This is a genomic window from Erwinia pyri, assembly GCF_030758455.1.
Taxonomy (GTDB): domain Bacteria; phylum Pseudomonadota; class Gammaproteobacteria; order Enterobacterales; family Enterobacteriaceae; genus Erwinia; species Erwinia pyri.
This window is the reverse complement of the sequence record NZ_CP132353.1, coordinates 2,417,610-2,442,832: the sequence shown is the minus strand read 5'-3', so window position 1 is coordinate 2,442,832 and position 25,223 is coordinate 2,417,610. Positions and strand designations below refer to the sequence as shown.

The following is a 25,223-nucleotide window of genomic DNA, read 5'->3' as shown; positions in this document are numbered from 1 at the left end:
CATGAGATGGTGGTGGGGGAAGGATTCGAACCTTCGAAGTCGATGACGGCAGATTTACAGTCTGATCCCTTTGGCCACTCGGGAACCCCACCACGGGGTTACTTGTTCTCACTACTCCAGATTCAGCGCTGATGGCTGCGGCTGGAAGCGGGGCGCATCATATCAAATGAGATGAGCGTGTAAAGCCCGGCAGGAAGAATTAATGACTGTTTGCCGCTTTTTTATTCAGGCTGCTGATTTGTCAGGCAAATCAGCAGCCTCGTCGCTTATAAAATAATCGTACGGTTACCGTAAACAAACACGCGCTGCGCCAGAACCTGATACAGGGCGCGGCTCAGGGCGTTCTTCTCAACGTCACGTCCTGCACGCATCATATCTTCTGCCGTGTAGTTGTGATCAACGTGAATCACATCCTGCATAATGATTGGGCCTTCATCCAGATTGTCATTAACGTAATGCGCCGTGGCGCCAATGATCTTCACGCCGCGCTCGTAAGCCTGATGATAAGGGCGCGCGCCGATAAAGGCTGGCAGGAACGAGTGGTGAATATTGATGATTTGGTTAGGGTAGCGCTGCACAAAGCCCGGCGTCAGCACGCGCATATATTTTGCCAGCACGACATAGTCAGGCTGATAGCGGTCAATCTCCGCTGCCATGTTGTTGTCGTGCTCTTCGCGGGTCAACCCTTCATGGCTGACCAGGCTGAACGGAATATCGAAGCGTTCAACCAGCGTACGCAGGGTTTCGTGATTACCAATAACGGCGGCAATTTCTACATCCAGCCCGCCGTAGGTGCTCTTCATCAGCAGATCGCCCAGGCAGTGTGCCTCTTTGGTCACCAGAATCACAATACGACGGCGGCCGGCAGGATTTAATTCCCGTATAGAACCGGACGGCAGGGCGCTGTCGAGATCGGCCAGCAGTGTCGTATCGTTAAAGATCCCTTCCAGTTCTGTTCGCATAAAGAAGCGACCGGTGCGGTGATCGACAAACTCATTGTTCTGCACAATATTCAGCTCATGCTTGTAGCAAATATTGGTGATTTTGGCGATCAGCCCTTTAGCATCGGGGCAGATGGTTCGTAAAACTTTTCGTTGCAGTGTTTGCGCTTGCATTGCAGTAGTAATCCTGTCGAAGCAATTCTTATGAGGTGAGCGACCTTACTGGCCGCAGCATTTCTTGAATTTTTTGCCAGAACCGCAAGGGCACCGGTCATTACGCCCTGTTTCAGGGAACGTTCCGTCGATATAGTACCAGCGTTTTTCTTCCTGAATAAAGCGGGAACGCTCATGAATAAAGCTTTCGCGCTGATTTTCAGAAAAACGAGCAAAAAATGTCACATAGCCTTCGGACTTATCGCCAGTTTCTTCTGCCGTGATAATCTGTAAACTTAACCATCTTGTTCCGGCAAAACTTTGTACAAGAGTGGCATGGAATCGCTCTGGCTGGCAGGAGGGATGCCAGGTTTTGATAAGATAATCGGCGTCCTGCCGCACATAAGCGCTGTAACGAGAGCGCATCAGCGCCTCGGGCGTGGCCGGGACAGCCTGACCGTTTAGAAAGGGTTGGCAACATACGCTATACTGCTTTCCGCTACCGCAGGGGCAAAGTTCCGACAAAATGACTCCAGGAAGTGTGAAGGCTGAGAGAATTGGGCATTATGGTAACTGAGCAACAACCCTGATGCCATTTGTAAGTTAAGCAAATCAGAGGTTGAATGAGACAGGTAAAAATTGGACTGGCACTGGGGTCGGGTGCTGCCAAAGGATGGGCGCATATAGGCGTGATCAACGCGCTTGAGCGCGCGGGGATCAAAGTTGATGTGGTGGCGGGGTGCTCTGTAGGGGCGCTTGTCGGCGCTGCCTATGCCAGCCAGAGAATGCCCGTCCTTGAAACCTGGGTCCGTTCATTCAGCTACTGGGATGTTATCCGCCTGATGGATTTCTCATGGCGCCGTGGAGGGCTGTTGCGGGGCGAGCGCGTTTTTAACCACGTACGCCGGCTGATCAGTCATGAGCATATCGAACAGTGCGCTATGCGCTTTGGTGCCGTTGCAACCAATCTCAGCACCGGACGCGAGCTGTGGCTCACAGAGGGTGACTTGCATATGGCGGTGCGCGCTTCCTGCAGTATGCCTGGCTTACTGGCCCCGGTTGCCCATAACGGTTACTGGCTGGTGGATGGCGCGGTAGTGAATCCTGTCCCGATTTCTCTGACCCGTGCATTGGGCGCAGATATTGTAATTGCTGTTGATCTTCAGCATGATGCGCACCTGATGCAACAGGATTTGCTCTCCGTCACGCCGCAATCAGCGGAAGAGGAGCGTGCGGCGGCTGCCAGCTGGCGAGGGCGGCTGCGTCAAAGTCTGTCTAAAATGGCTCAGCGCAAAATTAATCAGACGCCGGGCGCAATGGAAATCATGTCTACCTCCATTCAGGTTCTTGAAAACCGTCTGAAAAGGAATCGAATGGCTGGCGATCCGCCGGACGTACTGATTCAACCTTTTTGCCCCCAGATCTCCACGCTGGATTTCCACCGGGCGGAGGAAGCTATTGAAGCAGGCAGAGTGGCAGTAGAGAAGAAAATGGATGAATTACTCCCGCTGGTTCGTCACGCAGAGTTGCCGGATGAGTGAAAAATGAGACTTCAGGCAAATCTTTCAGGCGAAAATGTGGTTTATGAGCCACTATTGACTAATCCGGTGTACAGGGGGGGATAATGGAAAAGCCATTAAGCGGAAAAAAGATTCTGATTGTTGAAGACGAAGTCGTTTTCCGCTCTCTTCTGGACAACTATTTAGGTTCGCTTGGCGCTGAGATTACGCTGGCGGACGATGGTGTTCAGGCGCTGGAAAAACTGAACCATGGGGTTCACGATCTCATTATTTGCGATCTGGCTATGCCAAGAATGAATGGTATCAAGCTGGTTGAGCATCTCCGCAGTAAAGGCAACGTTTTGCCTATTCTGGTGATCTCCGCTACCGAGAACATGGCCGATATTGCCCATGTTCTGCGCCTTGGCGTTCAGGATGTCTTACTGAAGCCGCTGAAAGATCTCGCCCGCCTGCGAGAGGCGGTTTTCGAATGCCTCTATCCGGCTATGTTCACCTCTAAAGTCGAAGAGGATGAGCAACTCTTTCAGGACTGGGACGCCCTGGTGCGCGATCCGCATGCCGCTTCCAAACTGTTAAAGCAGCTACAGCCGCCCGTTCAACAAACCATTGCCAACTGCCGCATTAATTATCGCCAGCTGACCATGGCCGAACAGCCGGGCCTGGTGCTGGATATTGCCGCGCTCTCTGAAAAAGATCTGGCGTTTTATTGTCTGGACGTGACGCGTGCCGGCGATAATGGTGTTCTCGCAGCGCTGCTGTTAAGAGCACTCTTTAACGGCTTATTACAGGATCAGCTTTCGGGTCAGGCTCAGCGCTTGCCGGAATTAAACGGGCTGTTAAAACAGGTTAATCTTCTCTTACGACAGGCCAATCTCAAAGGCCAGTTTCCCTTACTGGTGGGCTATTATCATCAGGGGTTAAAAAACCTGATCCTGGTTTCTGCCGGATTAAACGCCACGCTTAACGTCAATACTCACCAAATCCAACTCAGTAACGGTGTGCCGCTTGGTACGTTAGGAACCACGCATTTAAACCAAATCAGCCAGCGCTGCGAGGCCTGGCAGTGTCAGGTTTGGGGCGCTGGAGGCAGGCTGCGCCTGATGTTGTCCACAGATTAAGCACCCGATCATATTTTCTCTCTGAGGCAGGCAGACAGGGCCAAAGTTAAGCCTTACACTTGGGTAATAGTCTTAATTTACGCTGAAAGGGTTCATCCAGGATAAATCCGTCAGGGTTCCACTGTTATACTCATCTCGTTTTTAACTCGACATATCAAGTAATAACTTGAACGGCCTATATAAAGAGAGGTACTTAGATGTCTGCCTATAAGTCTAAAGTAAAAAAAGCGGTTATCCCGGTAGCAGGTTTGGGAACGCGTATGTTGCCTGCAACCAAAGCCATTCCAAAAGAGATGCTGCCGCTGGTTGATAAGCCGTTAATTCAGTATGTCGTTAACGAATGTATCGCAGCAGGAATTAACGAGATTGTGCTGGTAACGCACTCCTCTAAAAACGCCATTGAAAACCACTTCGATACCAGCTTTGAACTGGAATCTATGCTGGAGAAACGCGTTAAGCGTCAGCTGCTGGAAGAGATCCAGTCCATCTGTCCTCCACACGTCACCATCATGCAGGTCCGTCAGGGTCTGGCAAAAGGCCTGGGCCACGCCGTAATGTGTGCTTACCCGGTTGTTGGTAACGAGCCTTTCGCCGTTATCCTGCCAGACGTTATCATCGATGAATATGAATCAAACCTGGCGAAAGATAACCTTGCCGATATGATGCGTCGCTTCGATGAAACCGGCCACAGCCAGATTATGGTTGAGCCAGTAGCCGACGTGACCGCTTATGGCGTGGTAGATTGCCAGGGCGCACAGCTGAACGCGGGCGAAAGCGCGCCAATGGTAGGCGTAGTAGAGAAGCCTAAAGCCGACAAAGCGCCTTCTAACCTGGCAGTAGTAGGACGTTACGTTCTCTCTGCAGATATCTGGCCTCTGCTGGCAAAAACCCCTCCGGGCGCTGGCGATGAAATCCAGCTGACTGACTCCATCGCTATGCTGATGGACAAAGAAACCGTTGAAGCTTATCACCTGAAAGGCGTAAGCCATGACTGTGGTAACAAGCTGGGTTATATGCAGGCTTTCGTTGAGTACGGTGTACGTCACGAATCGCTGGGCAGCGACTTTAAAGAGTGGCTCGAAAGCACTGTTGGTACGAGTAAGTAAGTTTAATTTTAACCGGGACAATTCAATGAAAGTCACCGTATTTGGTATCGGCTATGTTGGTCTGGTTCAGGCTGCGGTTCTGGCCGAAGTCGGACATGACGTTCTTTGTATCGATGTCGACGCAGCTAAAGTCGAGAATCTGAAGAAAGGGATCATTCCTATTTTTGAACCGGGTCTGACGCCCCTGGTGATGCAAAACTACGAGAGCGGTCGCCTCAAGTTTTCCACCAATGCTGAAGAAGGCGTCAACCACGGTACAATGCAGTTTATCGCCGTGGGTACGCCTCCGGATGAAGATGGCTCAGCGGATCTGAAATATGTTACCGCCGTAGCCCGTACCATTGCACAGCATATGAATGACCACAAAGTGGTTATCGACAAATCGACTGTTCCTGTTGGTACAGCCGACCGCGTTCGTGCCGTCATGGAAGAAGCGCTGAAAACACGTGGTGTGGATATCGCTTTTGATGTGGTCTCTAACCCGGAATTCCTCAAGGAAGGTGCAGCAGTCAGCGACTGTATGCGTCCTGAGCGTATTGTCGTGGGCACAGACAATGATGAAGTGGTTGAACTGCTGCGCGAGCTTTATGAGCCGTTTAACCGCAATCACGACCGCATGATCTTAATGGATATTCGTAGTGCTGAGCTGACCAAGTATGCGGCAAACTGCATGCTGGCCACCAAAATCAGCTTTATGAATGAGATCTCTAACCTGGCAGAGCGTCTGGGTGCAGATGTCGAAAAAGTGCGTCAGGGCATCGGTTCTGACTCCCGTATCGGCTATTCGTTTATCTACCCTGGCTGCGGCTACGGTGGATCCTGCTTCCCGAAAGATGTTCAGGCTCTGATCCGTACAGCAGAGCAGATTGGCTATAAGCCACGTCTTCTGCAGGCGGTAGAAGACGTCAATGATTCGCAGAAAAACAAGCTGCCAACTTTCATTAAACGTCATTTCGGTGACAATCTGCAGGGCAAAACCTTTGCGCTGTGGGGGCTCTCTTTCAAGCCAAATACCGATGACATGCGTGAAGCTTCTGCCCGCGTGCTGATGGAAGCGCTGTGGCAGGCTGGTGCTACCGTTCAGGCCTTCGATCCGGAAGCGATGGACGAAGCGCAGCGCATTTATGGCCACCGCAGCGATCTGAAGCTGATGGGAACCAAAGAGGCGGCTCTGCAGGGTGCTGATGGCCTTGTTATCTGTACCGAATGGCAAAACTTCCGTGCCCCGGATTTTGATGTCATTAAAAATGCTCTGAAAGAACCCGTGATTTTTGATGGTCGTAACCTGTATGATCCAGAAAGAATCAGCAAGCGCGGTTTTGTTTATTATGCAATCGGCCGCGGCGCTTCTATCCAAATTGCATAATTAACGAGGGCAGTATGAAATATCTGGTTACCGGCGCAGCAGGATTTATTGGTTTTCACGTTGCAGAACGCCTGCTGTCAGCCGGTCACCAGGTTGTCGGAATCGACAACCTGAATGATTATTATGATGTCAACCTGAAGCTCGCCCGTCTCGATTTACTTAAACCCCACTCTCTGTTCACCTTTATTCAGCTCGATCTGGCCGACCGTGAAGGAATGGCTGAGCTCTTCAGTAAAGGGGCGTTTGAGCGGGTTATCCATCTTGGGGCGCAGGCTGGCGTGCGTTACTCTATCGACAATCCTTTAGCCTATGCGGATGCCAACCTGATTGGCCATCTGAATATTCTCGAAGGGTGTCGCCATCATAAAATTGGGCATTTATTATACGCCTCGTCCAGTTCCGTTTACGGACTGAATCGTAAAATGCCATTCTCTACCGATGATTCCGTTGACCATCCTGTGTCGTTATATGCAGCGACGAAAAAAGCCAACGAATTAATGTCCCATACCTATTCTCACCTGTACGGAATACCCACTACCGGACTGCGGTTTTTCACCGTATATGGTCCCTGGGGTCGTCCGGACATGGCTCTGTTTAAATTCACCCGGGCAATGGTGGCCGGTGAACAAATTGATGTCTATAACAATGGCCAGATGCGCCGCGATTTCACTTATATTGACGATATCGCCGAGGCTATCGTGCGCCTGCAGGATGTTATTCCTCAGCCAGATGAAAACTGGACGGTGGAGCAGGGTAGTCCCGCGACCAGTTCTGCACCTTATCGTGTATACAATATAGGGAACAGTAACCCGGTTACGCTTCTTGCCTATATTGAGGCGCTGGAGAAGGCGCTGGGGATCACCGCTAAAAAGAATATGCTGCCTATGCAGCCGGGCGATGTGCTGGAGACAAGTGCGGACACGCAGCCATTGTATGAAGTGACGGGCTTTAAGCCGCAGACCGGTGTGGAAGAGGGGATCGCCAATTTCGTCAGCTGGTATCGCTCTTTTTATAAGGTTTAAGCCAAAACGAAAACAAAAAAGGAGCCCAGGCTCCTTTTTGGCTTATATCGACAGGCTGTCACCACTCAAAAAAGAACCCATCGCCAGGATGGGTTCTTTTTTGTAAGCACTACCGGGGTATTACAGCAGGAAATCGTCCAGCTGCTTACCTTCTTCTTCGATAGCTTTTTTGATTACCGCTGGGGTACGGCCCTGGCCGGTCCAGGTTCTGGCTTCGCCATTTTCATCAGTATATTTGTATTTAGCAGGGCGGGCAGCACGTTTTGTTTTACCCGGTGCTTTTACCGCAGCCAGTGTTGACAGTAGTTCATTAGGATCGATACCGTCAGCGATTAACATTTCACGATATTGCTGCAATTTTTTGGTGCGCTCTTCGATTTCAGCCTGCGCATGGCTCTCTTCATCCCGGCGTTCATTAACAACAACTTCCAGCTTTTCCAGCATCTCTTCCAGCGTTTCCAGGGTACATTCTCTGGCTTGAGCACGCAGGGTACGAATGTTGTTCAAAATTTTAAGTGCTTCGCTCATTATATGAATCTCAAAAATTATTTAGGTGGGGGACATGTTCTGCCTGATAATAATAGAGTGCGCAAATAAGAACTGCAATAGTTAATTTTGTAAGGAATTCAGAATAACGGCGGTTGAGTAATCTTATCTTTTGTAATTACGCCCGCAGGCATCTCAGTCGTGCACAAAATAAAGTCGGCTGACATAGCCTATTTCGATGAGTGGTAAACCCCGACAGCCTTAAGGAAGCGTATATAATTCTCTTTTCAGTAAACCCATTCTACTTTTAATGGTATACCGCTTCACTCTGAGGAAATTGATTGCCTATTAAAGGCGCAGACTTCTGCTTTTAAGCGATAATTCCCTTAAAAAGCAGCAAGGCTGAAATGTCTTTACTGATAAAAAACAGGTATATTTCAACAACATTGTCGGCGATTATATCGCAGGGCAATTGTTAACTATCCGTGTTACGCATTTGCTAAAGACGCCGACAGATGCAGACAATATGCTACAATTCTGCCCATTCAACTGAACCCTTTGTACGGAGTAAAGGCTGATGGCTCAGCTCTATTTTTACTATTCGGCGATGAATGCCGGTAAATCCACCGCCTTGCTGCAATCCTCCTATAACTATCAGGAGCGGGGAATGCGTACTGTGGTCTATACGGCCGAGATAGACAACCGTTTCGGCACAGGTCAGGTAAGCTCCAGAATAGGACTCTCTTCACCAGCAAAACTGTATAATAACGAGACGGCACTTTTTGCTGAAATTGCCGCATTACATAAAGTGGAACCGGTACACTGCGTACTGGTTGATGAGAGTCAGTTCCTGACCCGGGAGCAGGTAAAAGCGCTCTCTGATGTGGTGGATAATCTGGACATACCTGTACTATGTTATGGATTACGTACAGATTTTCGCGGGGAATTATTTACCGGCAGCCACTATCTATTAGCCTGGTCAGATAAGCTGGTGGAATTAAAAACCGTTTGCCACTGTGGAAGAAAGGCGGGAATGGTATTACGTCTGGATGAAAATGGCGCGCCTTATAAAGAGGGCGAACAGGTCGTAATTGGAGGGAATGAACGTTATGTTTCAGTCTGCAGAAAGCATTACAAAGCGGCGATTGAGTCAGGATGTTTGCAGGCGGTGCATGGCAATCAGGGCGTTAAATAAGCGCAGCAACAGCAAAGACGTGACGTAACGTTATTCTGCAGTAAAAACTCCTTCTTGATTAATTTCCCTTACCAATTGTGGAAATAAAAAGCCCGCCTTACGGCGGGCTTGTTTTTACAACTTATTTACTTTTTGCTTTTCTTGTCTGTTTTTCCAGCAACAGCGGGTTGAGCTTCCAGCGCTTCAGCCATATTGGCGAAAACTTCCTGATACTCGCGACCGTAGAAGGTATCCAGCATGATTTGCTTAAGTTCGGCAATCAGCGGATAGCGCGGGTTCGCACCGGTACACTGATCGTCAAAGGCATCTTCTGCCAGCTTGTCCACCTTCGCCAGGAAGTCCGCTTCCTGCACGCCAGCTTCACGGATTGATTTCGGAATGCCGAGCTGCGCCTTCATCTCTTCCAGCCAGGCCAGCAGTTTCTCAATCTTCTGCGCAGTGCGGTCGCCCGGAGCGCTGAGGCGAAGATGGTCTGCCACCTCTGCGTAGCGGCGACGAGCCTGTGGTCGGTCATACTGACTGAAGGCAGTCTGCTTGGTTGGGTTATCGTTCGCGTTATAGCGAATAACGTTACTGATCAGCAGGGCGTTTGCCAGGCCATGCGGGATATGGAACTCAGAACCCAGTTTATGCGCCATCGAGTGGCAAACACCCAGGAAGGCGTTAGCAAAAGCAATACCGGCGATGGTAGCCGCATTATGCACACGCTCACGGGCTACAGGATTCTTCGCACCTTCGTTGTAGCTGGCTGGCAGATTTTCCTGCAGCAGTTTCAGCGCCTGCAGAGCCTGGCCGTCTGAATACTCATTTGCCAGCACAGAGACATAAGCCTCCAGGGAGTGGGTTACCGCATCCAGGCCGCCAAAGGCGCACAGTGATTTCGGCATGTTCATCACCAGATTGGCATCCACAATGGCCATATCCGGGGTCAGCGCGTAGTCAGCCAGCGGATATTTCTGACCTGTAGCATCATCGGTTACCACAGCGAAAGGCGTCACTTCTGAGCCTGTACCTGAAGTGGTGGTGATGGCGATCATTTTTGCCTTCACGCCCATTTTAGGGAATTTGTAGATGCGTTTACGAATATCCATAAAGCGCAGCGCCAGCTCCTCAAAGTGAGTCTCAGGATGCTCGTACATTACCCACATGATTTTTGCTGCGTCCATCGGCGAACCGCCGCCCAGTGCGATAATGACGTCAGGTTTGAAGGAGTGCATCTGCTCCGCGCCTTTGCGAACAATGCTCAGGGTAGGGTCCGCTTCTACTTCAAAGAACACCTCAATTTCCATACCGTGTGACTTCAGCACTGAGACTACCTGGTCCGCGTAACCATTATTGAACAGGTAGCGGTCAGTCACGATAAACGCGCGTTTTGCGCCGTCGGTAGCCACTTCTTCAAGGGCTATCGGCAGTGAACCGCGGCGGAAGTAGATAGACTTGGGAAGTTTGTGCCACAACATATTCTCTGCTCGCTTAGCCACGGTTTTCTTGTTGATCAGATGTTTAGGTCCGACGTTTTCAGAAATGGAGTTACCTCCCCATGAACCACAGCCCAGCGTCAGTGAAGGCGCAAGTTTAAAGTTATACAGGTCGCCGATGCCGCCCTGAGAAGCCGGGGTATTAATCAGAATACGCGCGGTTTTCATCTTATCGCCAAAGTAGTTGACGCGTTCACGCTCGTTATCCTGATCGGTATAAAGGCATGAGGTGTGACCGATACCGCCCATCGCCACCAGCTTCTCAGCCTTGCTGACGGCATCCTGGAAATCTTTCGCCCGGTACATGGCGAGAGTAGGAGAGAGCTTCTCATGGGCAAAGGGTTCAGACTCATCAACCAGCACAACTTCACCAATAAGGATTTTGGTGTCGGCAGGAACAGAGATACCGGCCATTTCAGCAATTTTTACCGCCGGCTGGCCTACGATAGCTGCATTCAGCCCACCGTTTTTCAGAATAATATCCTGCACCGCCTTCAGCTCTTTACCCTGCAGCATATAGCCACCGTGGCTGGCGAAACGCGCACGCACGGCTTCATAAGCAGCATCCACCACAATCACCGACTGCTCTGAAGCACAAATCACGCCGTTATCGAAGGTTTTTGACATCAGGATAGAGGCGACAGCGCGTTTGATATCAGCTGTTTCATCAATCACTACCGGCGTGTTGCCCGCGCCCACACCGATGGCGGGTTTACCAGAGCTGTACGCCGCCTTCACCATGCCCGGTCCGCCAGTAGCCAGAATCAGGTTGATGTCGGGGTGATGCATTAACTGGTTGGAGAGCTCCACGGAAGGCACATCAATCCAGCCAATAATATCTTTAGGCGCGCCCGCTGCGATAGCAGCCTGCAGAACGATATCCGCCGCTTTATTGGTGGCGTCTTTGGCTCTTGGATGAGGGGAGAAGATAATGCCGTTACGCGTTTTAAGGCTGATCAGCGCTTTAAAAATCGCCGTTGATGTTGGGTTGGTGGTAGGGACGATACCGCAAATCAGACCAGTGGGTTCAGCGATGGTGATGGTGCCGAACGTCTCATCGGTACTGAGGATACCGCAGGTTTTTTCATCTTTATAGGCGTTGTAAATATATTCGGAGGCGAAGTGATTTTTGATGACTTTGTCTTCAACAATCCCCATACCTGACTCTGCCACCGCCATTTTGGCCAGTGGGATACGGGCATCTGCAGCAGCCAGCGCCGCGGCACGGAAAATTTTGTCGACCTGCTCTTGAGTGAAATTGGCGTATTCGCGCTGGGCTTCTTTAACACGTGCAACCAGAGCGTTAAGTTCAGCAACATTAGTAACGGCCATTATGCTCTCCTGATGGAAGTTTAAACTCTATTAGTAAACAAGTCAGAACCCAGGAGTATAGCCAGGCGTTGTTAATGTGTTGTGATCCGACAGTAACAAGCTGGAATTAACTCAAATATGGTTTTACAGGTTTACTGAAAGAGTCTTCGCGTCACTCCAGGCTTAGCGAGCGGGCGCATACTTAATCAGCCTCTCTTGATGCCTCAAAGCTTACTCACTTCGGAGTAGGTATATTTTGATCCAGATCATCTTTACCCCAAGCTGACACCTTTCAGCTTGCTTGAATGACGCTAAATCAGGCGCCAGAAATAAGGATCTTCCATCAATGGGCTACTCCCTACGAGAGATAACCCTGGCACGCGCCGATGGGCAGTGATTAATGCTATTTTTCAGGCAAAAATCCAGGTGATAATTCGAGGGCGACCCCATAGCATGTGACCCGCTTTTCCATTACATTAGCCGCCATTAATTTGGCCCTTTCTGGAGCGTAGCGTGAACCCGGCATTGTTAGACCTTTCTGGCTATATCAAATTTTTTGTCGGCCTTTTTGCCCTGGTGAATCCGGTAGGTATTATTCCGGTGTTCATCAGCATGACCAGCTATCAGGTTCCTGCTGCCCGTAATAAAACCAACATGACCGCTAACCTCTCCGTGGCGATCATTTTGTGGACCTCACTGTTTTTGGGTGACTCCATCCTGCATATTTTCGGCATCTCTATAGACTCGTTCCGTATTGCCGGCGGGATCCTGGTGGTGACGATTGCTATGTCGATGATCAGCGGCAAGCTGGGTGAAGATAAGCAGAACAAGCAGGAGAAGTCTGAGACCGCCATCCGCGAAAGTATTGGCGTGGTGCCGCTTGCGCTTCCCTTAATGGCGGGACCAGGCGCCATCAGTTCGACTATCGTCTGGAGTACGCGCTATCACAGCTGGCAAAATTTGCTGGGCTTTAGCGTAGCCATTGCGCTGTTTGCCTTCTGCTGTTGGATTTTATTCCGGGCTGCACCGTTGATGGTGCGGGTCCTGGGTCAAACCGGCATTAACGTTATCACCCGTATCATGGGGCTGCTGTTAATGGCGCTGGGGATTGAGTTTGTGGTCACTGGCATTAAAGCGCTGTTCCCGGGGCTGGTTAACTAGTCGCATCCCCTCCTGAAAAAAGTGATTAAAAGCGCATATTCTGCGCTTTTTTTTTCTTTGCCCCTCTGTGGAGCACCATAATAGTGCTGAAGCAGATTTTTATGCCCCAATTTAGTGCAGTTATTCAGCTTGCTTAATATTCTTTAAATGTTATTAATCGCACTACTGCAAATTCATGTAACGCTCTCATTAAGAACGCTTTCCTCGCTGTTTGTGATTTATTTAACATTGATTAAATGGGGTTAAAACCGTTAAAGGCAGTGCTATACACTGCCTGCTTAGCTCATCGCCATCTAAAACACCAAAATAAGGCTGCTGTCAGCAAATCTGTTCATTTTGGCGCCACCTTGCACCCGCATTGTGCCTGGATTATCAACGATCAAACTATTTAACAAAGAGAATTCATAAGCTTATGCATTATTTTTTCTCGTTAAATAACGTTTCTGAATATTAAATAAATGTGATAAAAGAGAATTAGTTAACATTTTTGTTATTTTACTTTGGCGCATAAATCATCGTTCTGATAGTTTTTGGGGCTCGCTGGCAAAACTGGCATCGGATGTGCAAATAACTCCTCTTTTTCCGGTCCGTCCGCAGATTAACGAACACAGGTAGTTACGCTTAATGAAATCTCTTTCATCTCCACGTCAGTCACTGCCTTTTTCCCTGCTGGTTTTCTCAGGGGTGTTTGCAGCAGGCGCAGTAGCCGCAACGGTGCCAGCAGGCGTTGAGCTGGCAGAGCAGCAGGCGATAACTATCAATAACGGCCTTGAAGTCTCCTCGCTGGATCCGCAGAAAATTGAGGGCGTTCCTGAAAGCAACATTATTCTCAATCTGCTTGAAGGGCTGACAACCACTGACAACCAGGGGCGTGTGTTGCCTGGTGTCGCGGAGAGCTGGCAGAGCGAACAGGGGAAAGTCTGGACGTTTACCCTGCGTAAAGAGGCCAAATGGAGCAATGGTGAGCCGGTCACCGCTGAGGATTTTGTTTACAGCTGGCAGCGGCTGGTGGATCCGAAAACCGCCTCTCCTTATGCAAGCTATCTGCAATACGCCCATATTGAAAATATTGACGCTATTCTGAGCGGCAAAAAAAAGCCCGATGCGCTGGGTATCAAAGCGCTGGATGAGCATCATCTGCAGGTTACGCTCAGTGAGCCGGTTCCCTATTTTATTGCCCTGACGGCCCATACCTCGCTGAAGCCCGTTAATCGTAAAGCAATTGAACAGTGGGGCGAGCAGTGGACGCAGCCGGGACATTATGTGGGTAACGGCGCTTACATGCTGAGCGAGTGGGTCATCAACGAAAAAATTCTTCTCAAGCGCAATCCAGGTTACTGGAACAACACGAAAACAGTGATTGATACCGCAACGTTCCTGCCGATTGCGTCAGAAGCCAGCGACGTAAACCGCTATCGCAGCGGTGAAATCGACATGACCAACAGTGCGTTACCACCGGATCTCTTTCCAACGCTGAAAAAAACGCTGGGCGCACAGGTGCATATCAGCCCTTTGCTCTGCACCTTTTACTATGAGCTAAACAACAAGCGTGCGCCGTTTAACGATCCGCGTGTCCGTGCCGCGGTGAAGCTGACGCTCGATCGCAACATTATTACCGACAAAATTATGGGACAGGGGCAGATCCCCGCTGGCGGATTTACGCCGCCCTTTATTGATGGCGCTGAGCTGACCGAGCCTGACTGGATGAAGCTCACTCAGCAGCAGCGTAACGACCAGGCCAAAAAATTGCTGGCAGAAGCAGGCTACAGCAGCGAAAAACCGCTGACCTTCCGCCTGCTGTACAACACTTCCGACGTCAATAAAAAGCAGGCCATTGCCGCAGCCTCCATGTGGAGTAAAAACCTGGGGGCGAAAGTTGCGCTGGATAATCAGGAATGGAAAACCATGCTTGATACCCGCCATCAGGGCAATTTCGATGTGGCGCGGGCAACCTGGTGTGCTGACTATAACGAACCCTCCACCTTCCTGAACGCCATGCTGAGCAACTCCTCGAGCAATACGGCGTTTTATAAGAGTGAAAAATTCGATGCCTTAATAGCAAAGTCGCTGACCGTCTCCGATCGGGAGCGCAGCGCGGTATACCAGCAGGCGGAGCGGCAGCTGGATAGCGACTCCGCTATTGTGCCGGTCTACTACCGGGTTAGCGCGCGTCTGGTTAAGCCGTGGGTAGGGGGCTTTACCGGTAAGGATCCGCAGGATCTGACCGATCTCAAATATTTCTACATTATCAGGCATTGAGAAGGTTTAATCTCCTTTCACATGTTGAAGAGCAGGATAAAAAGACCCGGCGCGTTATCGTTCTGATGCGTCGGGCAGAAATCCGGAAACGGGGGTAGATGATGGTTTCAGACCACATTAGCAATAATAAAAACTGGAGTAGGTAATTCATGAACAACATCACGAAGAAAAGCCTGATTGCTCTTGGCGTTATGACTGCGCTGGCTGGGAATCTGGCAATGGCGGCTACGGTGCCGGCGGGCACTGAACTGGCAGCAAAACAGGAGTTGGTAAAAGGAAACGGAGACGAAGTGCAGTCTCTGGATCCGCACAAAATTGAAGGTGTGCCAGAGTCTAACGTCAACCGTGACCTGCTTGAAGGGTTGGTGATCAGCGATGTTCAGGGACATCCGATTCCGGGCGTGGCGGAGAGCTGGGAAAACAAAGACGGCAAAGTCTGGACCTTCCACCTGCGTAAAAATGCCAAATGGTCAAACGGTGAACCCGTCACCGCACAAGATTTCGTCTACAGCTGGCAGCGCCTGGCGGATCCGAAAACAGCTTCGCCTTATGCCAGCTATCTGCAGTATGGTCATCTTGTAAACATCGATGACATCATCGCCGGTAAGAAAAGCCCGGATACGCTGGGTGTGAAAGCGATTGATGCCAATACGCTGGAAGTGACGCTTAGCGAATCAGTGCCCTATTTCTTCAAGCTGCTGATCCACCCGTCGATGTCTCCGGTCTATAAACCCGCTATCGACAAGGCTGGCGAGAAGTGGACGCAGCCGGAAAACTGGGTCGGCAACGGCGCTTTCAAATTGCAGTCGCACGTGATTAACGAGCGCATTGTGGTGGTGCGTAACCCCGATTACTGGGACAATGCCAACACCAAACTGGATAAGGTGACTTTCCTGCCTATCTCTTCTGAAGTCAGCGACGTTAACCGCTATTTCAGTAATGACGGCAGCGACATGACCTACAACAACATGCCTATCGAGCTGTTTAAAAAGCTGCAGCGCGATAACCCGAAAGAGCTGCATGTTGACCCTTATCTCTGCACCTATTACTACGAAATCAACAACCAGAAGCCGCCGTTCAACGATCCTCGCGTACGTGAAGCGCTGAAGCTCGGTATTGACCGCGATATCATGGTGAACAAAGTTCTGGCTCAGGGCCAGCTGCCAGCCTACAGCTACACGCCTCCGGCGACCGATGGCGCCGACCTGACCAAGCCAGAGTGGTTCAGCTGGTCGCAGGAGAAGCGTAACGCCGAAGCGAAAAAACTGCTGGCAGAAGCGGGCTACACTGCCGATAAGCCTCTGACGTTTGAGCTGCTCTATAACACTTCCGATCTGCACAAGAAGCTCGCTATCGCCGCCTCTTCTATCTGGAAGAAAAACCTGGGCGTTAACATCAAGCTGAATAACCAGGAGTGGAAAACCTTCCTGGATACCCGTCATCAGGGTAACTTTGACGTTTCCCGTGCGGCATGGTGTGCGGATTACAATGAACCGAGTTCTTTCCTGAATACCATGATTTCAAACAGCAGCTCTAACACCGCTCATTACAAGTCGCCAGCGTTTGATAAAGTAATGGCAGATTCGGCTAAAGCCACTGACGATAAGGGCCGCAGCGATCTCTATGCCAAAGCTGAGCAGATCCTTGATAAAGACTCTGCTATTGTGCCGGTCTACTATTATGTGAACGCCCGTCTGGTGAAAACCTACGTCGGCGGCTACACAGGTAAAGATCCGCTGGACAACGTGTACGACAAAAATCTCTATATCATTAAACATTAATGGCAAAAATTTGGGGGAAGGGCGACCTTCCCCCTGTGTGTCTATTTTGAGCAGTGCTGAGGCACAAGCCAGCAGGTACGGGCAATGTTAAAATTTATTTTACGTCGGTGTCTGGAAGCGATTCCGACGTTACTTATTCTGATTACCATCTCTTTCTTTATGATGCGCCTGGCGCCCGGTAGCCCTTTTACCGGAGAACGCACGCTGTCGCCTGAGGTGATGGCCAATATTGAAGCCAAATACCATCTCAACGATCCGATCTGGAAGCAGTATGGCGACTATTTGATCCAGCTGGCTCACGGTGATTTCGGTCCGTCGTTTAAATACAAAGATTACTCGGTTAACTATCTGGTCGGCCATGCCTTCCCGGTCTCTGCCAAACTCGGCCTCGCGGCATTTTTGCTGGCGGTGATCCTGGGGGTCTCTGCAGGCGTTATCGCCGCCCTGAAGCAGAACAGCAAATGGGATTTCGTGGTGATGGGGGTAGCGATGACCGGGGTGGTTATCCCGAGCTTCGTGGTGGCGCCGCTGCTGGTGTTGATCTTCGCCATTGCGCTGAAGTGGTTACCCGGTGGAGGCTGGAACGGCGGAGAGGTAAAATATATGATCCTGCCGATGGTGGCGCTGTCGCTCGCTTATATCGCCAGTATCGCGCGTATTACCCGCGGCTCAATGATTGAGATCCTGCACTCCAACTTTATCCGCACGGCCCGCGCAAAAGGGCTGCCGATGCACCGCATCGTGCTGCGTCATGCGCTGAAACCGGCAATGCTGCCGGTGATGTCTTATCTGGGCCCGGCCTTTGTCGGCATCATTACCGGCTCGATGGTGATTGAAACCATCTACGGTCTGCCAGGCATAGGACAGCTCTTTGTGAACGGCGCGCTGAACCGCGACTACTCGCTGGTACTGAGCCTCACCATTCTGGTGGGCGTGCTGACCATTGTGTTTAACGCGATTGTTGATGTGCTCTACGCCGTCATCGATCCGAAAATTCGTTATTAATCCGGAGCTCGCCATGATATTGAGTAAAAAAAATAGCGAAGCTCTCGATGCCTTCAGCGAAAAGCTGGAGGTCGAAGGTCGCAGCCTGTGGCAGGACGCCCGACGTCGTTTTATCCATAACCGTGCCGCACTTGCCAGCCTGATTGTGCTGCTGCTGATTGCTCTGTTTGTTATCTTCGCCCCGATGCTCTCTTCATTCACCTATGACGATACCGACTGGGGCATGATGTCTTCCGCGCCAGATATGGTATCGAAGCACTACTTCGGCACCGACTCGTCAGGCCGTGACCTGCTGGTGCGTGTCGCGATTGGCGGACGTATCTCGCTGATGGTGGGCATCGCCTCCGCGCTGGTGGCGGTGCTGGTCGGCACGCTCTATGGCTCGCTGGCGGGCTATCTGGGTGGCAAAACTGACTCGGTGATGATGCGCCTGCTGGAGATCCTGAACTCCTTCCCGTTTATGTTCTTTGTCATCCTGCTGGTCACCTTCTTTGGCCGTAATATTCTGCTGATTTTTGTCGCTATCGGCCTGGTCTCCTGGCTGGATATGGCGCGTATTGTGCGTGGGCAGACGCTGAGTCTTAAACGCAAAGAGTTTATCGAAGCGGCACACGTTGGCGGCGTTTCCACCTTTAACATCGTGCTGCGCCACATCGTGCCAAACGTGCTGGGCGTGGTGGTGGTTTATGCCTCGCTGCTGGTGCCAAGCATGATCCTGTTTGAGTCCTTCCTCAGCTTCCTGGGGTTAGGTACGCAGGAGCCGCTGAGCAGCTGGGGCGCCCTGCTGAGTGACGGCGCCAACTCGATGGAAGTCTCTCCGTGGCTGCTGCTGTTCCCGGCCGGATTCCTGGTGGTGACGCTGTTCTGTTTCAACTTTATCGGCGATGGCCTGCGTGATGCCCTCGACCCGAAAGATCGTTAAGGAGTCTCCCGATGAGCGTAATTGACATGCCTGTGGCAAAAAAAACGGGAACCGACCTTCTGCTCGACGTGAAAGACCTTCGCGTCACCTTTGGTACGCCTGACGGCGATGTGACCGCCGTTAACGATCTCAATTTCAGCCTGCGTGCGGGTGAAACGTTGGGCATCGTGGGCGAGTCCGGATCGGGCAAATCGCAAACGGCTTTTGCCCTGATGGGCCTGCTGGCAAGCAATGGCCGGATCGGTGGCTCCGCTTTGTTCAACGGCAGGGAGATCCTTAACCTGCCAGAGAAACAGCTCAATAGTTTGCGGGCTGAACAGATTGCGATGATTTTCCAGGATCCCATGACCTCGCTCAACCCCTACATGAAAGTAGGTGAGCAGCTGATGGAGGTGTTGCAGCTGCATAAAGGCATGAACAGCGCGCAGGCGTTTGAAGAGTCGGTACGCATGCTGGATGCGGTAAAAATGCCGGAAGCGCGCAAGCGTATGAAGATGTATCCCCACGAGTTTTCCGGTGGGATGCGCCAGCGCGTAATGATTGCGATGGCGCTGCTCTGCAGACCTAAATTGCTGATTGCGGATGAGCCGACCACCGCTCTGGACGTGACGGTACAGGCGCAAATCATGACCTTGCTGAACGACCTTAAGCGGGAGTTTAATACCGCGATCATCATGATTACGCACGATCTGGGCGTGGTTGCGGGGATCTGCGAGCGCGTTCTGGTGATGTATGCCGGGCGCACCATGGAGTACGGTACGGCGCGTGATGTTTTCTACCAGCCAACCCACCCCTATTCGATCGGCCTGCTGAATGCTGTGCCGCGGCTGGATGCGGAAGGCGAGTCGCTGACGACCATCGCCGGTAACCCGCCAAACCTGCTGCGTCTGCCGAAAGGTTGCCCGTTCCAGCCACGTTGCCAGCATGCGATGGAGATCTGCTCCACCATGCCGCCGCTTGAGCCGTTTGGCGAAGGGCGCCTGCGTGCCTGCTTTAAACCTGTGGAGGAGCTGATATGAGCGCCGTAGCAGAAAAGAAAGTGCTGTTAGAGATTGCCGATCTTAAAGTCCATTTTGATATCAAAGATGGCAAACAATGGTTCTGGCAGCCGTCGAAAACCCTGAAAGCAGTGGATGGCGTCAGCCTGCGTCTCTATGAAGGCGAAACGCTGGGCGTAGTGGGCGAGTCTGGCTGCGGTAAATCCACGCTGGCGCGCGCCATTATCGGTCTGGTGCAGGCCACCGAAGGTCGCGTGGCCTGGCTGGGGCGCGATCTGCTGGGACAGAGTGAAGAGGAGTGGCGCCGGGCGCGCAGCGATATCCAGATGATTTTCCAGGATCCGCTGGCCTCCCTTAACCCACGCATGACCATCGGCGATATCATTGCCGAGCCGCTCAGAACCTATCACCCGAAAATGGCGCGTCAGGAAGTCAAAGAGCGGGTCAAAACCATGATGATGAAGGTTGGCCTGCTGCCGAACCTGATCAACCGCTATCCACACGAGTTCTCCGGCGGCCAGTGTCAGCGTATCGGGATTGCCCGCGCGCTGATCCTTGAGCCGAAGCTGATCATTTGCGATGAACCGGTCTCTGCGCTTGATGTTTCTATTCAGGCACAGGTGGTGAACCTCTTGCAGAAACTGCAGCGGGAGATGGGGCTGTCACTGATCTTTATTGCCCATGACCTGGCGGTGGTGAAGCACATTTCTGACCGCGTGCTGGTGATGTATCTGGGGCATGCCGTCGAGCTGGGCACTTATGATGAGGTCTATCAGAACCCGCAGCATCCCTACACCCGAGCGCTGATGTCTGCTGTGCCGATCCCGGACCCGGATCTGGAAAAGCAGAAGACCATTCAGCTGCTGGAGGGTGAACTGCCTTCGCCAATCAATCCGCCTTCCGGCTGTGTGTTCCGCACGCGCTGCCCGATTGCCGGGCCGGAATGCGCCAAAACGCGTCCTTTGCTGGAGGGCAGTTTCCGCCACGCCGTCTCCTGCCTGAAAGTCGATCCGCTGTAACGCAAAAGGCCGGGCAATGCCCGGCCTCTCTTTATTCCCGCTTACTCACGCCATAAAATATGGCAGAGCTTGTTATCTTTCTCACGGCACAACAGCACGCGGGCAAAGACATCGTTAATCGGCTCGCCATCGGCATCGCCCAGCCCGATCACCACTTCGGAGAAGAAGTCGGGGTTAAGATCGTAATCCACATGCTCTGCCCAGTCTTCGGAAGGGTCGAACAGCTCAGCGCCGCCACGCTCTTCAAACTGCAGGTTGAACAGAATCACATCGGCCGGATCGAGGTTATCGACGGCCAGTTCCAGAAAAATATCGTAGGCCTGTTCCAGCGTTTCATCTTCGGTAAGGCGGTTATTTAAATCCATAGCAATTCCCATAATGCCCGTGCGGGCGCTGTGCAATTTCGCTCGTTTTACAGCAACGGACTGAAGAAGTAAAACAGTCGTTCAACAATCCGCTGCCAGTAAGCTCTTCTTGACCAGCGTTGCGTATCTACCAGGCGGGAACGGGCGATATAATCGTCCTGAACGCGCGCCAGATCGCCGCCAAACCCATCATCGTCGATCACCAGCGTGATCTCAAAATTCAGCCACAGGCTGCGCATATCCAGGTTAACCGTACCGACCAGGCTAAGCTGCCCGTCAACCAGCACGCTTTTGGTATGCAGCAGGCCATCTTCAAACTGATAAATCCTCACTCCAGCAGCCAGCAGCTCCGCAAAGAACGCACGGCTCGCCCAGCCCACCAGCAGAGAGTCGTTATGGCGCGGCACAATAATGCTTACCTCGACGCCTCTTAGCGCAGCGGTGCAGATAGCGTGCAGCAGGTCATCGCTGGGCACAAAATAGGGCGTGGTCATAATCAACTGTTCGCGGGCAGCATAGACGGCAGTCAGCAAAGCCTGATGGATCAAATCTTCCGGAAAGCCGGGGCCGGAGGCGATAACCTGAATAGTGTGTCCGCTCTCCTGCTCAAACGGCATCACGTTGCCGTCGGGCGGCGGCGGCAAAATGCGCTTGCCGGTCTCAATCTCCCAGTCGCAGGAGTAGATAATCCCCATGGTTGTGGCAACCGGGCCTTCCATGCGTGCCATCAGATCTATCCACTGGCCGACGCCCGCATCCTGTTTAAAGTAGCGAGGATCGACCAGGTTCATGCTGCCGGTATAGGCAATATAGTTATCTATCAGCACCACTTTACGGTGCTGACGCAGATCCATCCGCCGCAGGAATACGCGCCACAGGCTCACTTTTAACGACTCGACCACATCAACACCGGCATTGCGCATCATCGCAGCCCAGGGGCTGCGGAAAAACTGCACGCTCCCGGCGGAGTCGAGCATCAGGCGGCAATGTACGCCACGGCGGGCCGCCGCCATTAAAGACTCCGCCACCTCATCGGCCAGCCCGCCTGGCTGCCAGATATAGAACACCATCTCAATATTATGACGAGCCAGCTGGATATCGCGCACCAGCGCCTGCAGCGTATCGTCCGTGGAGGTCAGAAGCTGCAGCTGATTACCTTTGACGCCCGCAATGCCCTGACGATTTTCGCAAAGCTGAAACAGAGAGCGCGCCACATCGCTGTTTTCATGTGCAAAGATTTGGTGACAGGATTTAAGATCGTTCAGCCATCTGGCGGTGGAGGGCCACATGGTACGGGCGCGTTCGGCCCGGCGCTTCCCCAGATGCAGCTCCCCAAACGAGAGGTAAGCCACAATCCCCACCAACGGCAAAATATAGATAATAAGCAGCCAGGCCATTGCAGAAGGCACGGCGCGACGCTTCATCAGAATGCGAAGCGTCACGCTGGCAATCAGCAGCCAGTAGCCAAAAATCAGCAGCCAGCTGAATACGGTATAAAAAGTCGTCATCTCAGTGAAAATCCTGTTCACGCGGGAATAGAGGGAGTTTACGTGGTGAAGAGAAAGGGCGAAACCTTTTCCTGTGATAGTCATCGGACTTGGCCTGAAGGGAGAAAGGTCTATAATGCGGCGCGAGTTTTTAAAGCGTAGAGGGTAAAATGAGACGGAGTAGAAATGAAGTCGCACGCTGGCGGATGTCACGTCAGGTTCAGCGCCGCCGGGCGCGCTGGCTGGAAGGGCAGTCGCGTCGATATGGGCGGATGCACGCCATTCGCCATCAACTGAGTCAGCAGCAGCGGCGTTCTATTCTGTTTATTACCCAGATCCCGTAAGCCGCTTAACGCCCCCGCAATCCCGGGGGCGTTTGTCCATAAACGCGCTAAACAAGACTTACTGAGAGCACAGTTATTTCGCTGCTCTTGAGGTTCATCAGCTCTTTAATGCTAAAGATATAGTGCTCCAGCGCCTCTTCTACCTCTTCTCCTTCAAAAAAGCCGTGCGAGGTCTGGTGCTCTTTCTGCTCTTGTTTGATAACGTACGAAACAAACCATTTCTTTTTTTGCATACTTTTCTCCATAAATTGTCAATGCATTCCTTATGTTTAGTTCGAAACAGCGTACAACTCAAGTTAAGCAAAATCCCTGAAGACTATTCGCCTGATCCTGTGAGCTAAACTATTTTTGAGCAAAGGGTACATATCTGTAGTCGCTTAACTGAGTACAGTACCTGTCAGAACTCCGTGACTTTCGGACGATGCCGTCAGGAAGATGTGATGAAGGTAAAAAAATCAGAGCAGTGAAAATAAAGACGATCGGGAAGGTTTCTAAATGTTGAAAGGTAGTCGTAAAAAAATTTTTGATTTTGGTTCAGATGAAGTTGTTATTCAGCGCAAATTTAAAGCCCTGGGGGCGTTGAACGATCTTTTTATAGCCATTTGGTTCCTGGGCGGAAGTATACTCTTCTTTTTTGATTCACTGATGACGGCAGGGACCTGGCTGTTTGTCGCGGGGAGTCTACAGCTTCTGCTGAGGCCTGCGTTGACTCTTGCCGAGCTGATACATATTAAAAATATTGACCCTTAAATTTTTCGCCTCTCATTCCGTCAGACAGGAGTGATTTGCTGTATCTCTGCGCGACGGGCAGTATGAAAAGGGATCGGTAAGAGTAAGCCAGAGAAGCGATGTGCACTTTATTTCGTACCGCCGCGCTTTTCTGGCTTATGAACAACGCTCAAGCTGCGTGGACCTTCTCAGAACACGCGCTTAAAAGGCTTCACCGCAACCTGCTTGTAGACGCCTGCCGCAATATAGGGATCGTCCTGCGCCCATGACTGGGCAGCTTCCAGTGAAGGGAACTCCGCAACGATAGTCGAGCCGCTAAAGCCCGCTTTGCCCGGCTCGTTGCTGTCAACGGCTGGCATAGGGCCAGCCACTATCAGACGACCTTCATCCTGCAACAGTTGCAGACGCGCAAGGTGAGCAGGGCGCACGGCGGTACGCTTCTCCAGTGAATCAGCATTATCTTCCGCGTAAATTACGTAGAGCACGTTTACAACTCCTGTCAGATCAGATTATCGCTCATCACGTTAAGTGATCGTTCAATGAACTGCAATCTAAAGATAGCCTGGCCTTGATAACGGTCAGGGGAGGGATAGTTTACAAGGAAATTCGGCTGACCAGGAGGAGAGGTTATTGAAACTGATTGCTATTTGCATTTAAACTTACCGCTTCATCCTTACAGCAGAAAGATTATGACGACGCTTGCAGAAAACTCTTTACCCCGACGTATTTCGCTGCCGATGCTGTTTTCAATCGGGCTGCATGCCGCAGTGATTGGGGGGATACTCTATGCTTCTTTTCACCAGGTTGTTGAAGTGCCCAAAGCGTCTCAGCCCATTAGCGTCACTATGGTTGCGCCTGAAGTGCAGCCAGAACCTCAGCCTGCGCCGCAACCGGCACCAGAGCCTCAGCCTGCGCCGGAACCTGAACCCGAACCGGTCCCGGTACCGGAGCCACCCAAGCCCGAGCCTGTGCCGATCCCTGAGCCGGTACCAAAGCCGAAGCCGAAGCCAAAACCGGTGAAAAAGGAAGTGGTGAAACCGAAGAGAGAGGTTAAGCCCCGGGTTGAACCAAAGGCGGCGTCACCCTTTAACAATGAAAAAACCGCGGAAGCGCCGAAGCCGTCAACCGCCCCAAAAACATCTCCTGCGCCTTCCGCCACCGTTGCAACCGGCCCTAAAGCGCTTAGCGTTGGCGAGCCTGACTATCCTGCCCGTGCGTATGCATTGCGTATGGAAGGTCGGGTGAGAGTCCAGTTTGACGTCGACAGTTCGGGAGAGGTGGAGAATATCCGCATTCTTTCCGCCCAGCCGCGTAATATGTTTGAGCGCGAGGTAAAACAGGCGATGAAGAAATGGCGCTATGAGCCGAACAAGCCCGGCAAGGATGTGACAATGAACATAGTGTTTAAAATAAACGACGGTAGCAGTATCGAATAAAAAGGCGGAGGTCCGCCTTTA

24 protein-coding genes and 1 tRNA gene are annotated in these 25,223 nt (G+C 51.6%); 16 read left to right on the top strand and 9 right to left on the bottom strand.

Annotated features, from left to right (window positions below; translation table 11 throughout):
* Window positions 1-7: 7 nt before the first annotated feature.
* The 3 genes from Q3V30_RS11270 to Q3V30_RS11260 all read right to left on the bottom strand — a co-directional run bounded on the left by Q3V30_RS11270 (window position 8) and on the right by Q3V30_RS11260 (window position 1,619).
* Window positions 8-92 (bottom strand) — tRNA-Tyr (locus Q3V30_RS11270).
* Window positions 93-266: 174 nt separating this feature from the next.
* On the bottom strand, window positions 267-1,115 hold the full coding sequence (gene purU / locus Q3V30_RS11265) for a formyltetrahydrofolate deformylase (RefSeq protein ID WP_306205665.1): 849 nt from the start codon (window positions 1,113-1,115) through the stop codon (window positions 267-269).
* A 45-nt stretch (window positions 1,116-1,160) separates the two neighbouring features.
* A complete protein-coding gene (locus Q3V30_RS11260; RefSeq protein WP_306205663.1) occupies window positions 1,161-1,619 on the bottom strand; it encodes a YchJ family protein in 459 nt (152 codons plus the stop codon).
* 98 nt (window positions 1,620-1,717) lie between these two features.
* Here Q3V30_RS11260 and rssA point away from each other — a divergent pair, with 98 nt between their 5' ends.
* The 5 genes from rssA to Q3V30_RS11235 all read left to right on the top strand — a co-directional run bounded on the left by rssA (window position 1,718) and on the right by Q3V30_RS11235 (window position 7,226).
* On the top strand, window positions 1,718-2,635 hold the full coding sequence (rssA, locus tag Q3V30_RS11255; RefSeq protein WP_306205661.1) for a patatin-like phospholipase RssA: 918 nt from the start codon (window positions 1,718-1,720) through the stop codon (window positions 2,633-2,635).
* 83 nt (window positions 2,636-2,718) lie between these two features.
* Entirely contained in the window at window positions 2,719-3,732 is a 1,014-nt protein-coding gene (gene rssB, locus Q3V30_RS11250) for a two-component system response regulator RssB (RefSeq protein WP_306205659.1), read from the top strand.
* 197 nt (window positions 3,733-3,929) lie between these two features.
* The gene (gene galU, locus Q3V30_RS11245) at window positions 3,930-4,838 is read left to right on the top strand and encodes a UTP--glucose-1-phosphate uridylyltransferase GalU (RefSeq protein WP_306205657.1); all 909 of its coding nucleotides are present in this window, start codon (window positions 3,930-3,932) and stop codon (window positions 4,836-4,838) included.
* Window positions 4,839-4,863: 25 nt separating this feature from the next.
* Complete coding sequence (locus Q3V30_RS11240; RefSeq protein WP_306205655.1) at window positions 4,864-6,204, top strand: UDP-glucose dehydrogenase family protein; 1,341 nt, start codon at window positions 4,864-4,866, stop codon at window positions 6,202-6,204.
* Window positions 6,205-6,218: 14 nt separating this feature from the next.
* Window positions 6,219-7,226: an NAD-dependent epimerase gene (locus tag Q3V30_RS11235; protein WP_306205653.1), complete on the top strand. Its 1,008-nt coding sequence runs from the start codon at window positions 6,219-6,221 to the stop codon at window positions 7,224-7,226.
* A gap of 120 nt (window positions 7,227-7,346) precedes the next feature.
* On the opposite strand, the gene hns is transcribed toward Q3V30_RS11235, so the two are convergent.
* Entirely contained in the window at window positions 7,347-7,754 is a 408-nt protein-coding gene (hns, locus tag Q3V30_RS11230) for a histone-like nucleoid-structuring protein H-NS (RefSeq protein ID WP_306205652.1), read from the bottom strand.
* Window positions 7,755-8,289: 535 nt separating this feature from the next.
* Here hns and tdk point away from each other — a divergent pair.
* Entirely contained in the window at window positions 8,290-8,907 is a 618-nt protein-coding gene (gene tdk / locus Q3V30_RS11225; protein WP_306205650.1) for a thymidine kinase, read from the top strand.
* Window positions 8,908-9,032: 125 nt separating this feature from the next.
* Here the strand turns inward: tdk and adhE are convergent, their stop codons facing one another.
* Window positions 9,033-11,717, bottom strand: coding sequence for a bifunctional acetaldehyde-CoA/alcohol dehydrogenase (gene adhE, locus Q3V30_RS11220; protein WP_306205648.1), 2,685 nt, complete (start codon window positions 11,715-11,717; stop codon window positions 9,033-9,035).
* Between the two features lie 492 nt (window positions 11,718-12,209).
* Here adhE and Q3V30_RS11215 point away from each other — a divergent pair, with 492 nt between their 5' ends.
* From Q3V30_RS11215 to oppF, 7 genes are all read left to right on the top strand, one after another.
* Entirely contained in the window at window positions 12,210-12,857 is a 648-nt protein-coding gene (locus Q3V30_RS11215; RefSeq protein ID WP_306205645.1) for a YchE family NAAT transporter, read from the top strand.
* A gap of 624 nt (window positions 12,858-13,481) precedes the next feature.
* Window positions 13,482-15,116 carry an ABC transporter substrate-binding protein gene (locus Q3V30_RS11210; RefSeq protein WP_306205642.1) on the top strand — a complete coding sequence of 545 codons (1,635 nt, stop codon included), beginning with the start codon at window positions 13,482-13,484 and terminating at the stop codon, window positions 15,114-15,116.
* 149 nt (window positions 15,117-15,265) lie between these two features.
* Window positions 15,266-16,897, top strand: a complete 1,632-nt coding sequence (gene oppA, locus Q3V30_RS11205; protein ID WP_306205640.1) for an oligopeptide ABC transporter substrate-binding protein OppA — start codon at window positions 15,266-15,268, stop codon at window positions 16,895-16,897.
* Between the two features lie 84 nt (window positions 16,898-16,981).
* Entirely contained in the window at window positions 16,982-17,902 is a 921-nt protein-coding gene (gene oppB / locus Q3V30_RS11200; RefSeq protein WP_306205638.1) for an oligopeptide ABC transporter permease OppB, read from the top strand.
* A gap of 13 nt (window positions 17,903-17,915) precedes the next feature.
* Entirely contained in the window at window positions 17,916-18,824 is a 909-nt protein-coding gene (oppC, locus tag Q3V30_RS11195; protein WP_306205636.1) for an oligopeptide ABC transporter permease OppC, read from the top strand.
* Between the two features lie 11 nt (window positions 18,825-18,835).
* Window positions 18,836-19,843 carry an ABC transporter ATP-binding protein gene (gene oppD, locus Q3V30_RS11190; protein ID WP_306205634.1) on the top strand — a complete coding sequence of 336 codons (1,008 nt, stop codon included), beginning with the start codon at window positions 18,836-18,838 and terminating at the stop codon, window positions 19,841-19,843.
* The gene (gene oppF, locus Q3V30_RS11185) at window positions 19,840-20,841 is read left to right on the top strand and encodes a murein tripeptide/oligopeptide ABC transporter ATP binding protein OppF (RefSeq protein WP_306205632.1); all 1,002 of its coding nucleotides are present in this window, start codon (window positions 19,840-19,842) and stop codon (window positions 20,839-20,841) included. Before oppD ends, oppF begins: the two co-directional genes overlap by 4 nt.
* A gap of 41 nt (window positions 20,842-20,882) precedes the next feature.
* Here the strand turns inward: oppF and Q3V30_RS11180 are convergent, their stop codons facing one another.
* Together Q3V30_RS11180 and cls are read right to left on the bottom strand one after the other, a co-directional pair.
* A complete protein-coding gene (locus Q3V30_RS11180) occupies window positions 20,883-21,212 on the bottom strand; it encodes an HI1450 family dsDNA-mimic protein (RefSeq protein ID WP_306213194.1) in 330 nt (109 codons plus the stop codon).
* Window positions 21,213-21,253: 41 nt separating this feature from the next.
* The gene (gene cls, locus Q3V30_RS11175) at window positions 21,254-22,714 is read right to left on the bottom strand and encodes a cardiolipin synthase (protein ID WP_306205630.1); all 1,461 of its coding nucleotides are present in this window, start codon (window positions 22,712-22,714) and stop codon (window positions 21,254-21,256) included.
* A 149-nt stretch (window positions 22,715-22,863) separates the two neighbouring features.
* Between cls and Q3V30_RS11170 the strand changes: the two genes are divergently transcribed.
* Window positions 22,864-23,037, top strand: a complete 174-nt coding sequence (locus Q3V30_RS11170) for a YciY family protein (RefSeq protein WP_306205628.1) — start codon at window positions 22,864-22,866, stop codon at window positions 23,035-23,037.
* A gap of 47 nt (window positions 23,038-23,084) precedes the next feature.
* Here the strand turns inward: Q3V30_RS11170 and Q3V30_RS11165 are convergent, their stop codons facing one another.
* Window positions 23,085-23,270 (bottom strand): hypothetical protein, encoded by a 186-nt coding sequence (locus tag Q3V30_RS11165; protein WP_306205626.1) that lies wholly within the window; start codon window positions 23,268-23,270, stop codon window positions 23,085-23,087.
* Between the two features lie 262 nt (window positions 23,271-23,532).
* Here Q3V30_RS11165 and Q3V30_RS11160 point away from each other — a divergent pair, with 262 nt between their 5' ends.
* Window positions 23,533-23,787, top strand: coding sequence for a YrhK family protein (locus tag Q3V30_RS11160; protein ID WP_306205624.1), 255 nt, complete (start codon window positions 23,533-23,535; stop codon window positions 23,785-23,787).
* Window positions 23,788-23,954: 167 nt separating this feature from the next.
* On the opposite strand, the gene Q3V30_RS11155 is transcribed toward Q3V30_RS11160, so the two are convergent.
* Window positions 23,955-24,251 carry a YciI family protein gene (locus Q3V30_RS11155; RefSeq protein ID WP_306205622.1) on the bottom strand — a complete coding sequence of 99 codons (297 nt, stop codon included), beginning with the start codon at window positions 24,249-24,251 and terminating at the stop codon, window positions 23,955-23,957.
* Between the two features lie 204 nt (window positions 24,252-24,455).
* Between Q3V30_RS11155 and tonB the strand changes: the two genes are divergently transcribed.
* Window positions 24,456-25,202, top strand: coding sequence for a TonB system transport protein TonB (tonB, locus tag Q3V30_RS11150; protein WP_306205620.1), 747 nt, complete (start codon window positions 24,456-24,458; stop codon window positions 25,200-25,202).
* Window positions 25,203-25,223 lie beyond the last annotated feature (21 nt).